This is a genomic window from Mycobacterium sp. M26, from assembly GCF_001494595.1.
Taxonomy (GTDB): Bacteria; Actinomycetota; Actinomycetes; order Mycobacteriales; family Mycobacteriaceae; genus Mycobacterium.
The window spans coordinates 254,465-268,408 of record NZ_LN929907.1; the positions used below are offsets into that span (position 1 = coordinate 254,465).

General features: G+C 68.1%; 14 protein-coding genes. 7 read left to right on the forward strand and 7 right to left on the reverse strand.

Annotated features, from left to right (window positions below):
- Window positions 1-37 precede the first annotated feature (37 nt).
- Window positions 38-1,096 (forward strand): alpha/beta hydrolase, encoded by a 1,059-nt coding sequence (locus BN3385_RS01235; RefSeq protein ID WP_231748609.1) that lies wholly within the window; start codon window positions 38-40, stop codon window positions 1,094-1,096.
- On the opposite strand, the gene BN3385_RS01240 is transcribed toward BN3385_RS01235, so the two are convergent.
- Entirely contained in the window at window positions 1,051-2,409 is a 1,359-nt protein-coding gene (locus BN3385_RS01240; RefSeq protein ID WP_059014326.1) for a cytochrome P450, read from the reverse strand. The two genes, BN3385_RS01235 and BN3385_RS01240, sit on opposite strands and share 46 nt — an antisense overlap.
- Window positions 2,410-2,545: 136 nt before the next feature.
- Between BN3385_RS01240 and BN3385_RS01245 the strand changes: the two genes are divergently transcribed.
- Entirely contained in the window at window positions 2,546-2,770 is a 225-nt protein-coding gene (locus BN3385_RS01245) for a hypothetical protein (protein ID WP_059014328.1), read from the forward strand.
- Here BN3385_RS01245 and BN3385_RS01250 read toward each other — a convergent pair.
- A complete protein-coding gene (locus tag BN3385_RS01250) occupies window positions 2,760-3,365 on the reverse strand; it encodes a TetR/AcrR family transcriptional regulator (protein WP_156432481.1) in 606 nt (201 codons plus the stop codon). The genes BN3385_RS01245 and BN3385_RS01250 overlap by 11 nt on opposite strands.
- A 69-nt stretch (window positions 3,366-3,434) precedes the next feature.
- On the opposite strand from BN3385_RS01250, the gene BN3385_RS01255 reads away from it, so the two are divergent.
- On the forward strand, window positions 3,435-4,238 hold the full coding sequence (locus tag BN3385_RS01255) for an SGNH/GDSL hydrolase family protein (protein ID WP_059014330.1): 804 nt from the start codon (window positions 3,435-3,437) through the stop codon (window positions 4,236-4,238).
- Window positions 4,239-4,442: 204 nt separating this feature from the next.
- Window positions 4,443-5,684, forward strand: coding sequence for an MCE family protein (locus tag BN3385_RS01260; RefSeq protein ID WP_082690220.1), 1,242 nt, complete (start codon window positions 4,443-4,445; stop codon window positions 5,682-5,684).
- Window positions 5,685-5,690: 6 nt separating this feature from the next.
- Here BN3385_RS01260 and BN3385_RS01265 read toward each other — a convergent pair whose 3' ends face one another.
- Both BN3385_RS01265 and BN3385_RS01270 read right to left on the reverse strand, forming a co-directional pair.
- Window positions 5,691-6,590, reverse strand: coding sequence for an LLM class F420-dependent oxidoreductase (locus BN3385_RS01265; protein WP_059014333.1), 900 nt, complete (start codon window positions 6,588-6,590; stop codon window positions 5,691-5,693).
- 14 nt (window positions 6,591-6,604) lie between these two features.
- Window positions 6,605-7,291, reverse strand: coding sequence for a TetR/AcrR family transcriptional regulator (locus BN3385_RS01270; protein WP_231748610.1), 687 nt, complete (start codon window positions 7,289-7,291; stop codon window positions 6,605-6,607).
- A gap of 102 nt (window positions 7,292-7,393) precedes the next feature.
- Here BN3385_RS01270 and BN3385_RS01275 point away from each other — a divergent pair, with 102 nt between their 5' ends.
- Both BN3385_RS01275 and BN3385_RS01280 read left to right on the forward strand, forming a co-directional pair.
- On the forward strand, window positions 7,394-8,980 hold the full coding sequence (locus BN3385_RS01275; RefSeq protein WP_059014337.1) for an MFS transporter: 1,587 nt from the start codon (window positions 7,394-7,396) through the stop codon (window positions 8,978-8,980).
- An 80-nt stretch (window positions 8,981-9,060) separates the two neighbouring features.
- Entirely contained in the window at window positions 9,061-10,731 is a 1,671-nt protein-coding gene (locus tag BN3385_RS01280) for an acyl-CoA synthetase (RefSeq protein WP_059014339.1), read from the forward strand.
- Between the two features lie 3 nt (window positions 10,732-10,734).
- Here BN3385_RS01280 and BN3385_RS01285 read toward each other — a convergent pair whose 3' ends face one another.
- The gene (locus BN3385_RS01285; protein ID WP_502688029.1) at window positions 10,735-11,562 is read right to left on the reverse strand and encodes a mycofactocin-coupled SDR family oxidoreductase; all 828 of its coding nucleotides are present in this window, start codon (window positions 11,560-11,562) and stop codon (window positions 10,735-10,737) included.
- A gap of 96 nt (window positions 11,563-11,658) precedes the next feature.
- Here BN3385_RS01285 and BN3385_RS01290 point away from each other — a divergent pair, with 96 nt between their 5' ends.
- Window positions 11,659-12,321, forward strand: a complete 663-nt coding sequence (locus BN3385_RS01290) for a YoaK family protein (protein WP_059014343.1) — start codon at window positions 11,659-11,661, stop codon at window positions 12,319-12,321.
- Here the strand turns inward: BN3385_RS01290 and BN3385_RS01295 are convergent.
- A complete protein-coding gene (locus BN3385_RS01295) occupies window positions 12,279-13,085 on the reverse strand; it encodes an SDR family NAD(P)-dependent oxidoreductase (RefSeq protein ID WP_059014345.1) in 807 nt (268 codons plus the stop codon). The genes BN3385_RS01290 and BN3385_RS01295 overlap by 43 nt on opposite strands.
- A gap of 7 nt (window positions 13,086-13,092) precedes the next feature.
- Window positions 13,093-13,938: an LLM class F420-dependent oxidoreductase gene (locus tag BN3385_RS01300; RefSeq protein ID WP_059016266.1), complete on the reverse strand. Its 846-nt coding sequence runs from the start codon at window positions 13,936-13,938 to the stop codon at window positions 13,093-13,095.
- Window positions 13,939-13,944 lie beyond the last annotated feature (6 nt).

Below are 13,944 nucleotides of genomic sequence, written 5' to 3' on the forward strand. Positions count from 1 at the left end.
GCTCGCCGCCGGCCCGGCGCCCGGCCGTGTCCCTACTATGGGCCACGTGATCCCCGCAGCGTTGCGTTCTGTGCCAGCCGGTCTGACCGATGTGACCGCGCCGGTCGCCATCGACGGACTCAGCTACGTCGCCCCGGACGATCCGGCGATGCCGATGTACCGGGTGATCGCCAACAACAGGAAGCCGGTCGCATTGCGGGACTTGATGATTGCGCCGGTGCGCAGCGGATACATCGGCGACGGCCACCAGCCGGACCCGTCGCTGGTTCCCCCGACAGGAGCCGAGGCGGTGCCGGGAGTGGACGTCGACCAGGTGTATCTACCGGTGCGCGACGGGGTGGCCCGCTGCCAGCTGTTCCGGCCGGAGGGCTCCTCGCAGCAGGCCCTGCCGATCATCGTCTACCTGCACGGTGGCGGGTTCACGGTGGGATCATCGGAGGACTGCGACTTCCTGACCCGCAAGCTTGCGATCACCAACGGCGCGCTGGTCGTGTCCGTGAATTATCGCTGCGCCCCGGAATTTCCATTCCCGACACCGTTCGACGACGTCTTCGACGTCTACCGATGGGTCTGCGACAACGGCGACCAACTCGGCGGGGACCCCGCACGCATCGCCGTCGCGGGGGACTCGGCGGGCTCCAATCTCGCGGCCGCGATCCCGTTGCGGGCGCGCGACGAGGGCGTCCGACTCCCCGATGCGGTGGTGATGCTGGGTGCCATGCCGGACTTCCAGTTCGAACGCTGGGACTCGTTCCTGCGCCAGGCACCACGCGGCATCGTCTACGACATGGCGTTCGCCGGGTTCATCCGCGGTGCCTACGTGTCCTCAACGCCGTGGAACCACCCCTGGGTCAGCCCTATCGAGGGCGACCTGCGCGGGTATCCGCTGACGTTCGTCACCGCCGGCACCCACGATCCGATTGTGGACTCCGCCAAGGCCTTCGCCACCGCACTGCGCGAGGCAGGCACCGAGGTCGTCGACTACTACCCCGAGGGCATGCCGCACGGGTACTACTTCTTTCCCGGGGTACACCAGCAGGAGAACGTCGCCTACGAACTGGTGGCCAGCGCACTGGCCGGGCCGTTCGGCCGGTAAACGTCGCTACGCCGACGCACGACCGCCAGACCACCGGCAGCCGGGGCGTTGGCGACCCCGCGGTAGTGCAGGGATTCCCCGGGATCGTCCGTGGGCTCGAACGTGAACTCGCGCAACAAGGTTCGCAACGTCACGTTCATCTCCATGTTGGCGAACGCCGCCCCGATGCAGCGGCGGATACCGCCGCCGAACGGGATCCACGCGTAGTTGTCGGGGGGATTGCCCACGAACCGATCCGGATCGAATGCCGAGGGCTCGGGGAACCGGGACCGCGAGGCGTGCGCCAGCGCGATGCTGACCATGACCACGTGGTTCTCCGGGATCACCCACTCGCCCAGTCGCATTCTGGTCACCGTGCGCCGCGAGGTGCCGTCGATGACCGGCCGCACCCGCTGGACTTCCCAGATGGTGGCCTGCTGCAGCTCGGATCCGCCGGCGTCGGCTTCCCAGGTGAGCCGCTCAAGCAATTCCGGATGCCGGCGCACCCGCTCGATGAGCCAGGCCAGGGTGGTGGCGGTCGTCTCGTGACCGGCGGTCAGCAGGGTGAGGAGTTCGTCGGCGATGTGGCTGTTGGAGATCCGGGAGCCGTCGTCATAGCGCGCCCGCAGCATCAGGGACAGCACATCGGTGCGGTCCTCGAAGTTCGGGTCGGCCAGCGCGTCGGCGATCAGCGAGTCGATGATCTCGTCGTAGCGGCGCCGGAACCGGCGCATCGTCCCGCCCGGGCTGCGCGAACCGAAGTCGCGGCGGAAGAATCTCGGCAGCACCACCATTCGCGATCCCACCTCGACGGTGCGCGGCAGCAGGTCACGCAGTTCGTCGAACGCCGCGCCCTCGGCACCGAAGACCGTGCGCAGGATCGCGTTGAGGGTGATCCGCATCATCGACGGCAGGGTCTCGAACTCGACACCTTCGGGCCAGGTAGCGACCTCGCGCATCACCTCTTCTTCGACCACCGCCTCGTAGCTGTGCATCCGCTTGCCGTGGAAGGGCGGCACCAGCAGCTTGCGCCGGGCCCGGTGCTCGTCGCCGTCGAGACTGAACGTCGAGCCGGGGCCCAGCACCTCGCCGAGGTTGGTGGCCCGCTCCACTAGGTCGGTGCTCGCGGTGAACAGCTCCTTGATGAGGTCGGGTTCGCTGATCAGGACCGTCTTGCCGAAGATCGGCAGGTTCAGGGTGAGGCTGGGACCGTAGCGGCGGGCCAGCGCGCCGACCGACGCGCGCCGCGAGGCGAGGAACTGGAAGCCCTGGACCGCCTTGGGCGTGCGTGGCCCGGGCGGGAGCCGGATCGGATCCGTCGTCGCCTGAGCCATCCGGTCACCCCTCACGTCGGTACATCGCTGTACCAGTCACGGTACGCCGCTGTACCGAGGGGCACAACCCATCTGCTCTCAGTCCACCCCCGTACCCTTGGTCACGGCACTAGACCTTCGACGAGGAGATGGACAGATGGCTGTCAGCGGCGAGCGGCAGGCTCTGCGCGAGTTCGGCGAGGGGCACGGCTGGAACACCCGCGAGGCGGACCGTGCCGACGTCTACACCCGTGACAAGCACCGGATCAGGGTGATCTGGCAGGGCGATCAGGCCATCAGCGGGGCGTCGTTCTTCGATGACGAGATGTACGAGATGTACACCCGCGAACTGGACAAGGTTCGCGCCTGGCTCACCCGGTAGGGCCCAGCAGCGCGATCGCCGCGGCGACCGCCTCCTCGGTGACGTCGCGCATCCGGCCGCCGCTCTCGACGGTCATCGCGGTGAGTTCACGCAGGCCGCCGATCAGCATGATGGCCCGCTGACGGGAAACCGTGTTGATGCCGGCGGCACGCAATTCCTCGGTGTCGCTGAGGGTTTGGATGAGCGTGATGAACGCCTCGGTGGCCTGTTGCTGCAACTCGCGGGCCGCCATGCCGAGCGCGGGCAGGTCGCGGATCCAGCTGAGCATCACCGCAGGGTGCGATTCCGCGTTGGCAATCCAGGCCGCCAGCGCCTGGCGGATCTGGGTCTCCCACGGCGCCGCCGGATCGACGGCCGCGGAAATGACCTCGGTCGCGGCCCGGTTGGTGTCACCGAGGAGTGCGACCAGGCAGGCTTCCCGGTCGGAGAAGTGCTCGTAGAAGGTTCGGCGCGAGGTCCGGGCCCGGCGCACGATGTCGGCCACGGTGGTCGCCGAATAGCCGACCTCGGCGATCGACGCCGCCAGCGCATCGATGAGGCGCTGGCGCGGGGTGACCTCGGCCGCAACAGGTGGCGTCGCAGACTTCAACTTCACCGTCTGTACACACCACCTTTCCGCTGCGTGCCGATCGTACGTCCGGCGCGGCCACTAGAGTCCGACATCATGTCGGACATCGGGTTCGCCCGCTATGTCGCGATCGGCGACAGCCAAACCGAGGGTCTGTGGGACGGCGACGACACCACCGGACTGATCGGGTTCGCCGACCGCCTGGCCGCGCTCGTCGACGCCCAGTGGCCCGGACTGCTGTACGCCAACCTCGCCGTTCGCGGGCGACGCATCGGCGACGTTCTGCACGACCAGCTGCCGCGCGCCCTGGCCATGGAGCCCGACCTGATCACCGTCTGCATCGGGATGAACGACGTGACCAGGCCCGGAAAGGCGTTCACTGCCGCGCTGACCGACCTCGACGAGGTTTACTCGCGACTGGCGGCCTCCAGTGCGACGGTGGTCACCACCACGTTCCCCGAGGTCGCCCGGATGCTCCCGGTGGGGCGGCTGATCGACGCCCGAGTCCGCCAGATCAACGACGTCATCGTCGCCGCCTCGCGCCACCACGGTTTCGGGCTGGTCGATCTCTACAGCGCCCCGTCGATGGCGGAGACCCGCATCTGGAGCCACGACCGCATGCACGCCTCAGCGCTAGGCCACAGGTTGTTCGCCGAGGCCGCCGCCGAGGCGCTCAATCTGCCGGGCAGCAACGGCGACTGGGCCCGACCGAGTGCCGACGTGGAGCGCACCGGATTCTGGCTGCGGATGTACGCCCAGGCCCAGTGGACGCGCGGGCTGCTGATCCCGTGGGTGTGGCGCCACGCGCGCGGACGCTCGTCGGGGGACGGCCGGGAACCGAAATACCCTGCGCTGCAACCCGTTTCTGAGCGCGCCCGGCAGGCCGTCCAGACCGCCTGACCCGTCCTGGTGTGACCGGCATCACACTTTACGCCACCGCCGGGGATCGTCACGTCAATCGTTTTGCTGAAAGTCCGGAACGGTGCTCGTGCCGTGCCATAGTGAGGACAAGGTGCACTGAACGGCTAGGCGGAGGGGATCGCCAGTGCTTGTCCGACCCGTCGCCCCGGTCCACCCGGGCGACCAGAGCCATAGCGGCCGCCGGTGAGTGCCTCGAAGAGCCCGACCACGGGCTGGTGGCAGGAACACACCCGGCATTGGCAGTTCCACCCGCCGATCAAGACGGCGTTCACCGTCGCCGCGATCCTGCTGACCATCCTCCTCGTGCTGGTCTACATGCAGTTCCGGGGCGAGTTCACCCCCAAGACGCGGCTGACCATGATCTCCGACCGGGCCGGCCTGGTCATGGACCCCGGCTCCAAGGTCACCTACAACGGGGTGGAGATCGGCCGGGTCACCGGTGTGGACGCCATCAACCGCGACGGCGCCACCCAGGCCAAGCTGTCGCTGGACGTCAACCCGAAGTACATCCACCTGATCCCGGCCAACGCGATCGCCGAGATCAAGGCCACCACCGTCTTCGGCAACAAGTACGTGTCCTTCCGCAGCCCCGACAACCCCACCCCACAGCGGATCTCGAGCGCCGACGTCATCGACGTCACCCACGTGACCACCGAGTTCAACACCCTGTTCGAGACGCTGACGTCGATCTCGGAGAAGGTCGATCCGGTGAAGCTCAACCTCACGCTGTCCGCGGCCGCCGAGGCGCTCAACGGACTGGGCACCAAGTTCGGGCAGTCGGTCCGCAACGGCAACGCGGTGCTCGACGACATCAATCCGCAGATGCCGCAGATCCGCTCCAACATCCGGCAGTTGGCCAACCTTGCCGATGTCTACACCCAGGCCTCGCCCGACTTCTGGGCGTTCCTCGATCACGCCGTGACCACGGCGGGCACGCTCAATCAGCAGCAGGGCGATCTGGACGCGGCGCTGCTGGCCTCGACCGGCTTCGGCAACACCGGAGCCGACGTCTTCGAGCGCGGTGCACCGTATTTCATTGTGGGCCAACGTGATCTGGTGACCACCACCCGGCTGCTGGACACCTACAGCCCTGAGCTGTTCTGCATGATCCGCAACTACGCGACCTCGAAGGCCAAGGAAAGCGCCGGCGGCAATGGCTACTCCATCGACTTCCACATCGGGCTCACCGGCGCGCCGAACCCGTACGTGTATCCCGACAACCTGCCGCGGGTGAATGCCAGGGGCGGGCCGGGTGGCGCACCGGGTTGCTGGCAGGAGATCACCCACGACTTCTGGCCGGCGCCGTTCCTGGTGGCCGACTACGGTGCCTCACTGGCGCCCTACAACCACTTCGAACTGGGCCAGCCGATCCTCACCGAGTATGTGTGGGGACGTCAGGTGGGCGAGAACACCATCAACCCGTAGACCCACTCAGAGCCCGAAGGCGGCTGCCAGCTCGCGCAGCGACGGGCGCGGATCCCACATCGGGTTGCCGTCACCGAGTACCTGCACCACGACATGGTCGGCGCCGGCATCCAGGTGGGCGGTCACCGAGGCGGCGGCCTGCTCCACCGAACCCATGCCGACGATGCCCCGAGCCAGCCGGTCGGAGCCGCCCTTGACCAAGTCGGACTCGTCGAATCCCTGACGCAGCCACGAGTTCCGGTAGTTCGGCAGGCCCGAATACACCTCGAGGTGCAGGTGTGCCCGGCGAAGCTGTTCGTCGGCGTCACCTTCGACGACGGCGGCCTGTTCGGACACGATCCACTTGTCCGGGCCGAGGATCTCGCGGGTGGTGGCGGTCTGCTCGGGGTTCACCAGATAGGGATGCGCGCCGTCGGCCATCGTGCCGGACAGCTCGATCATCTTGGGGCCCAACGCCGCCAGCAATCGCGGCGGCCGCACACCGCCTTCGATGAAGTCGGGTAGCGCGGCCATCCGCTCGAGGTAGGTCCGCATGGTGGCCAGCGGCTTGTCATAGGTCAGACCGAAGGCGTTCTCCACCAGCGGGCCGTGACTGACGCCGAGGCCGAGCACAAACCGGCCGGGATGAAGCGCCGCCAGAGTGCGCCCACCGCCTTCGGCCACCATCGGCAGCCGGGCGTGAATGTTGGCGATGCCGGTGCCGATCACCAGCTTGTCGGTGGCTTCGAGCAGAGCGGCCGACTCGACCAGGCAGTCCTTGAGTCCGATCTCGGGGATGAACAGCGAACCGTAGCCCAGCGATTCGATCTCGCGCGCCACCTCCTGGGCGGCGGGCATGGGCCAGGCGGTGCCACCCCACCACACTCCGATGCGGGACGGGAAGTCGATGCGCGCACGATCGGTCACGGCTGCTCCTTAGCTCAACTGTCGGCGGGGATCCGCAAGGTGTCACCCGTCAGCATGGCGATCGAGCTTCGGAGCTCTTCAGCCGGGGTCGGTGGCGGCAACGGTCCGTGCGCGCCGACCCGGAAGGAATCCACCATCAGGGCGGCGAAACGGCGCCAGGCGTCCGGCGCATGCTCGCGGGTGGCCTCCAGCACCCCGGCGTTGGCCAGCAGCATCACGACGACGTCACCCACTTCGATGTCGGGCCGCAGCGCCCCCTGCCGCTGAGCGCGGTCGATGAGTTCCTCGACTTTCGCCACGGTCTCCGCGACCCGGACCTCGATGACCGAACTGGCCGGGAACGCGGTGGTCAGCAGCGCCCGCAGACCCGGATCAGAGGCCTGCATGGCGCAGAGGTCGAACACCAGCGCACAGAAGCCATCCCACGGGTCGGGGTTGGCAAGCGCCCTCTCCACCGCCTCCACGTAGGACGACATATTGCATTCGAAGGCGGCAGTAGCGAGATCGGTGCGGGTGGGAAATCGCCGGTAGAGGGTCGCGACGCCGACCCCGGCGCTGCGCGCGATGTCTTCAAGAGGTACCGACAGACCCTGCTCAGCAAACAGTCGGGCAGCCGCGTTGACGATCCGTTCGCGATTGCGTTCGGCGTCGGCCCGAAGTGGCCTGGATCGCTCTTCACTCGGTGATGCGTGAGGAATCACCACGTCAGAGTACGCCTACAAGTGGAGGCGTACCACCACTTGTGCCTATCGTCGTTTCCAAGAAGTGGTGGATAACCTCCACTTACTGAGAGGAAGCTTAACGTGGCTATCACTACACTCCAACGGCCCCAGGGTGGCCGGCACGCGCGGCCCACGCCGGGCCCGCGAGGCAATCCCTGGTGGATTCTGGCGGCGGTATCGGTCGGCGTCATCATGGTCGGCCTGGACGCCTCTGTCGTCGCGATCGCCAATCCCAGGATCGCCGCCGACCTCAACGCCTCCCTGTCGGACCTGCAGTGGATCACCGACGCCTACCTGCTCAGCCTGGCCTCGCTGCTGATCTTCGGCGGCAAGCTCGGCGACCTGTTCGGACGGCGCCTGATGTTCCTGGTCGGCGTGGTCGGCTTCGCGGTGACCTCGGTCGGCATCGGGCTGATCGGTTCCGTCGGCGGAGTCATCACCATGCGCGCGCTGCAAGGCGTGTTCGGCGCGCTGCTCATGCCCAGCACGCTGGCGATCATCCGTAGTGCGTTCCCGCCGCACAAGCTGAACGCCGCCATCGGCATCTGGGGCGCGGCCTCGGGCGTGTCAGTGGCCGCCGGCCCGGTCCTGGGCGGACTGCTCATCGAGCACTTCAACTGGGAGTCGGTGTTCTATATCAATGTGCCCATCGCGATCGTGGCCGTCGTCATCGGCGCCGCGGCGATCGTGGAGAGTCGCGGTGAGAGCGGCGGCAGGTTGGATGTGGCAGGCATCCTGACCCTGTCCGGCAGCTTGTTCCTCGTCGTCTACGGCCTGATCGAGGCGCCCACGTGGGGCTGGCTGGACCCGAAGACGATCGCCTTCATGATCGGTGGCGCGGTGCTGATGGGCGGGTTCATCATCGCCGAACGCAATGCCGCCGATCCGATGCTGCCGCTGCGGCTGTTCGCCAACCGCTCGTTGTCGATCGGCGTCGCCGCGACCATGATCAACTTCTTCGCGCTCTTCGGTGCGCTGTTCTTCATGACGCTCTACCTGCAGAACCTGCAGGGCTGGAGCCCGCTGGAGACCGGCGTACGGACCCTGCCCCTATCGGCGGCGATGATGGTCGCCGCCCCGGCGTCGGGCGCCCTCACCCAGCGGTTCGGCCCGCGTCCGGCGATGGTGGCCGGTCTGCTGGGCGCCGCGGGCGGGCTGGCCCTGCTCAGCCAGCTGCAGGCGGACTCCGCCTACAGTGCGATCTGGCCGGCCTTCGTCCTGCTGGGTCTGGGCATCGGCCTGGTGCTGACGGCCAGCTCGGACGCGATCGTGGGCAACGCCCCGGTCGAGGACGCCGGGGTGGCCGGTGGCCTGCAGAGCACCTCGGTGCAACTTGGTGCGGTGCTGGGCACCACCATCCTGGGCTCGGTGTTGTCGAGCAAGGTCGGCTCGGTCCTCACCGAGAAGCTGACCGCCGCGGGCACCCCCCTGCCCGTGGCCGAAAAGCTCGCTCCCGCAGAAGAACTGGTGACCAAGGGCTTGGCTCCGTCGATCCCGGGCGCACCGCCCCAGCTCACCGCCGCCATCGCCAGCGGCAGCCACGAGGCCTTTATCGCCGGTTTGCAGATCTCGCTGTGGGTCGGTGCGGCCGCCGCGGCCGTAGGTGCGGTGCTGAGTCTGTTCGTCCAGCGCGGCGAGAATTCCGGGACCGGCGTCGCCATGCACTGACCCTGGGACGCCAAGTCGACATGTGGCCTCTGGCACACTAGAACGTGTTCTAGTACCGGCCACACAGCGCAGGAGAGTCCATGGGCAGCAGCGACGCCAGTTTCGACCTGTCAACGGTCTTCCACACCGTCGCCACCACGCTCCCCGACCACCGGGTGCTGGTCTGGCGCGACCTGGATCTGACGTACGCCCAGATGGACGCCCGCATCGACGGCATCGCGCACTACCTGGTCGCCCAGGGCCTGGGCTGCCACACCGAACGGGACAAACTGCAAGGCCACGAGTCCGGCCAGGACCACATCGGCCTGTACCTGCGCAACGGCAACGAATACCTCGAAGCGATGGTGGCCGGGTACCGGGCCCGGGTGGCGCCGTTCAACATCAACTACCGCTACGTCGAGGAAGAGCTGCTCTACCTGCTCACCGACTCGGCGGCCAAGGCGCTGGTCTACGCCGCCGAGTTCGCACCCTGCGTCGCGGCCATCCGCGATCAGCTACCCGAGCTACAGCTGCTGATCCAGGTGGCCGACGACTCCGGCAACGACCTGCTGCCCGGGGCCGTGGACTACGAATCCATCATCGACACCCCCGCACCGGCCAGCGGCATGCCCACCCCCACCGGGGACGACCTGTACATCCTCTACACCGGCGGCACCACCGGAATGCCCAAGGGTGTGCTGTGGCGTCAGCACGACATCTTCATGTCCGCGATGGGCGGGCGGCCCTTCACGGGCGGCGGGGACCTGAATAGCTACGAGGACCTTGCCGAGCAGGCCCGTACCAACGCCGGCATTCGATCGTTGTTGCTGCTCCCCCCGCTCATGCACGGCGCCGCCCAGTGGGGTGTCTACAACACCATCAGCACCGGCGGCTGGGTGGCGTTGCCCGACAACGTCAAACACCTCGACGCCAAGGGCGTGCTGCGGCTGGCCGAGAAGGAACGAGTGCTGAGCATCCCGCTGGTGGGTGACGCGATGGCCCGCCCGTTGCTCGACGAGATCGTCACGGGTTCCTACGACCTGTCCGGGCTGTTCGTGATGACCAACGGCGGCGCACCGCTGTCGCCGACGGTCCGCGACCAACTCCTGGAGGCACTGCCCAACATCATGGTGATGGATGCGGTGGGCTCCTCGGAGTCCGGCGCACAGATGACGACGGTTTCCACCAAAGGCGCGGACGCCAAGGCGGCGACCTTCACCGCACTGGCCGACACCACGGTGGTGTCTGCCGACTTCACCCGGGTCCTGCAGCCCGGTGAGGGCGAGGGTTGGCTGGCCCGCCGCGGCTATGTGCCGCTGGGCTACCTCGGTGACGCCGAGAAGACGGCACGCACCTTCCCGACCATCGACGGGGTGCGCTGGTCGATTCCCGGCGACCGAGCGAACCTCCTGGCCGACGGCCAGATCGAGTTGCTCGGCCGCGATTCGGTAACCATCAACTCCGGTGGCGAGAAGATCTTCGCCGAGGAGGTCGAGCGCGCGGTCGCCAGTCATCCGGCGGTGTACGACGTGGTGGTGGCGGGCCGGCCTTCGGAGCGCTGGGGCAACGAAGTGGTGGCCATCGTGCAGTTCGCCGAAGGCAAGTCGGCCACCGACGAGGAACTCGCACAAGCCTGCTCGGCCCACATCGCGCACTACAAGCTGCCGAAGGCCTTCATCCGCACCGACAAGGTGGTGCGCTCGCCTGCGGGCAAGGCCGACTACCGCTGGGCCAAGTCCATCGCCGTGGAAAGCCTTGGCGCGCAAGCCTAGCGACTACACCTTCATGTAGCCCTTGTCGGCGGGGATCTGCGCCGCGGTCAGCAGTGACGACGCGTCGCTGGCCAGGAACAGCACCACCTCGCTGACGTCCTTGGGCGCGATGAGCGACTCGGTGGGCAGCGCGCCGGGCGAGAAGCTGTACACGAAGTGCGGATGCTTCTGGAACATCTCGTACATCGACAGGTCATTGCCCAGCGCGGTGTCGACGCCATAGGTGTGCACCGAGTTCACCCGGATCCCGTACTCGCCGACTTCCAGCGCCAGCGAATTGGCCATCCCGACAACGCCGAACTTGGCGGCGCAGTAGTGCCCGGCGCCCGGCACGGCCTTGACGCCGGCCGACGAGCTGATCGCGATGATGGACCCGCCGTTGCCGGCCTCGATCATCACCGGCACCGTCGCCTGCACGGTGTTGAAGAAGCCGGTGAGGTTGATGTCGACGATCTCCTGGTACATCTCCGGCGGGATCTCCCAGACCCGGCCCCAGCTCATCACTCCGGCGTTGGCGACGACGATATCCAGGCGGCCGAATTGCTCGACAGCACTGGCGATTACGCGTTTCTGACCGTCGAGGTCACGGACGTCGACCCGCTCAGCGCTGATCTTGACACCCTCGTCCTCGACGAGGCGCACGGTGCCGGCGAGGTCCTCGGGGGTGGCCGGCTCGTAGCCGATGTGCTTGCCCACAGGACCGCAGGCGTCGATGGTGACGATGTTCGCGCCTGCCTGCGCCAGCCGGATGCAGTGCGCGCGGCCCTGGCCGCGTGCCCCGCCGGTGACATAGGCGACTCTGCCTGCCAGGGGTTTGGTGGTGTCGGTCACGGCCACACCATACGTTCGAGTCCGGCCTGGATGGTCGGGAATGTGGGACAAATCGGCGGCGGGGAACAAATCGCCGCGCCGGCGGTTGGGCACCGTATGCGTACTACCCAGGCTGCCCTGCTGCTCCTGACCGTGGGAACCGGACTCGTCGACGCGGTGTCCTATCTGGGACTCGGGCATGTGTTCGTCGCCAACATGACCGGCAACGTCGTCTTCCTGGGCTTCGCCGCCAACCGCAGTTCCGGACTGTCCGCGACGCTGGCCCTGATTGCACTGGGGGCGTTCATGTTCGGCGCGCTGACCGGCGGCGCGGTCGGTCACCGCATCGGCACCACCCGGGCCTGGCCGTCCAGCGTCCTGGGTGTGCAGGCACTGCTGCTCGCAGCAGGTGCGGCTACTCTGGCGGTGCTGGGCACCTCCGCGGTGGGGCGGGCACCGATCGTGGCGGTCCTGGCGTTCGCGTTCGGACTGCAGAACAGCACCGCCCGGCGGATGGCGGTGCCCGACCTGACCACCACGGTGCTGACACTGACCGTGACGGGACTGGCCGCCGACAGCCGTATCGCGGGCGGACCGGGCGCTCATCCGGGGCGCCGGATCGCCTCGATCAGCGCCATGCTCGCCGGCGCCGCAGGCGGGGCTCTCCTGGTCGCGGTGTCGGTACCGGCGACCATCGGTGCCGTCGCGCTCTGCGTGCTGGCCGCCGCGGTCCTGCTTCAGGTCGGGCCGAAGCGCGCGGAGCCGGTTGCGTCGTCGTGATACCACCCGCCGGCGGCCTGGGTACCACCGTCGACGTGCAGCGTCTGGCCGGTGATGTAGCGGGCCATATCGGAAGCGAGAAAGACTGCCGCCGAGGCGATGTCATCGACGTCGCCGAGCCTGCCGAGCGGCACCGCGCGGCTGAGCTCGGGTCGGATGCCATCCGGTGACAGCCGTTGCAGCCCCTCGGTCACGGTGATGTCCGGCGCGATGGCGTTGACCCGGATCCCGTGCGGGGCGAGTTCGAACGCGGCCGTCCTGGTGTAGTTGATCACGCCCGCCTTGGCGGCGGCGTACGCGGCGTAACCCGGTGCTGCCCGCGCTCCTTCGATCGAGGTGAGCGAGATGACGCTACCGCCCCGGCCCTCGGCCACCATCTGCCGAGCGACGCGTTGCGTGCACAGCAGCACATGCCGAAGATTGGCCCGGTACAAAGCGTCCCAACCTTTTTCGCCGGTATCCAGCAGCGGTGAGGCGAACACTCCCCCGGCATTGTTGATCAGGATGTCCACCGGCCCCAACTCGGCACGGGTGCGCTCCAGGGCCTCATCGACGGCGGCCGCCTCGCGCACGTCGGCAACCACACCCAGGATCCCGAGCTCGTCGGCAGTGGCCGCACAGGATTGCGGGTCGCGCTCCCAGATCGCGACCCTGGCACCGAATTGCGCCATCCCCGAAGCGATTCCGCGTCCGATACCGGCCCCGCCACCGGTGACGACGGCCACCCGATCGGTGAGCAGGATGTCGGCCGGACGGATGGTCATCGCACCATCACCGGACCGCGGCCAGCACGTCCTCGGCGAAGCGGGCGATCCCGTCGAGGGCTTCGCGGGTCCGCGTCCAGGGCATGACGATCAACCGGTCGACACCCGCCTCCGCCGCTCGCGCGACGTCGTCGGCCGATCCCGCGGGTGCCGAGGTGGTCACCTCCGGGCGCCCGGCGCGGCCGTGCTCCTCCCACAGCGCGGTGAGACTGGTCAGCGATGCCGGAATCTGCTCGAGCGTGTGGTTCATCGGGATCCAGCCCGCCCCGAACTTCGCCACCCGTCGCAGGGCGGGCGGTCCATCCCCGCCCACGTGGATCGGCGGGCCACCGGCCTGGACAGGCTTGGGCTCGAACGCCACGGCGTCGAAGTCGAAGAAGCGCCCGTGGTGCTCGACGGTCGGTTCGGTCCACAGCGCCCGGCACACCTGCAGCGCCTCGTCGACGCGGGCACCGCGGGTGGCGAAGTCCAGCCCGACGGCGTCCCACTCCTCACGCAACCAGCTGGCCCCGATCCCGAACTCGAACCGGCCGCCCGAGACGATGTCGAGGGTGGCGGCGGCCCGCGCGCTGACGAACGGGTGGCGCAGTCCGATGTTGTAGACGTAGGTGCCGAACCGGATCGTGCTGGTCTGCCCGGCCAGAAACGCCAGATAGGCGATGGCGTCATACATCGGCGTCTGCGGCGGAATGGGCGGATGGCTGTCCCCCTGGTGCGGGCTACCGGACATGGTGGCCGGCAGGACCAGGTGCTCGGGCAGCCACACCGATTCGTAGCCCAGCTCCTCGGCCCGGACCGTCAGTTCCGGCCACAGCCCGGGATGCACCCCGCCGAGCGGGATTCCGAATCTCACGTCGCG

What these genes read in the sequence shown, in the direction of transcription:
- BN3385_RS01240 (WP_059014326.1), bottom strand. Translation starts at nt 2,409, where the DNA reads ATGGCTCAGGCGACGACGGATCCGATCCGGCTCCCGCCCGGGCCACGC.
- BN3385_RS01235 (WP_231748609.1), top strand. Translation starts at nt 38, where the DNA reads ATGGGCCACGTGATCCCCGCAGCGTTGCGTTCTGTGCCAGCCGGTCTG.
- BN3385_RS01255 (WP_059014330.1), top strand. Translation starts at nt 3,435, where the DNA reads ATGTCGGACATCGGGTTCGCCCGCTATGTCGCGATCGGCGACAGCCAA.
- BN3385_RS01295 (WP_059014345.1), bottom strand. Translation starts at nt 13,085, where the DNA reads ATGACCATCCGTCCGGCCGACATCCTGCTCACCGATCGGGTGGCCGTC.
- BN3385_RS01280 (WP_059014339.1), top strand. Translation starts at nt 9,061, where the DNA reads ATGGGCAGCAGCGACGCCAGTTTCGACCTGTCAACGGTCTTCCACACC.
- BN3385_RS01290 (WP_059014343.1), top strand. Translation starts at nt 11,659, where the DNA reads ATGCGTACTACCCAGGCTGCCCTGCTGCTCCTGACCGTGGGAACCGGA.
- BN3385_RS01245 (WP_059014328.1), top strand. Translation starts at nt 2,546, where the DNA reads ATGGCTGTCAGCGGCGAGCGGCAGGCTCTGCGCGAGTTCGGCGAGGGG.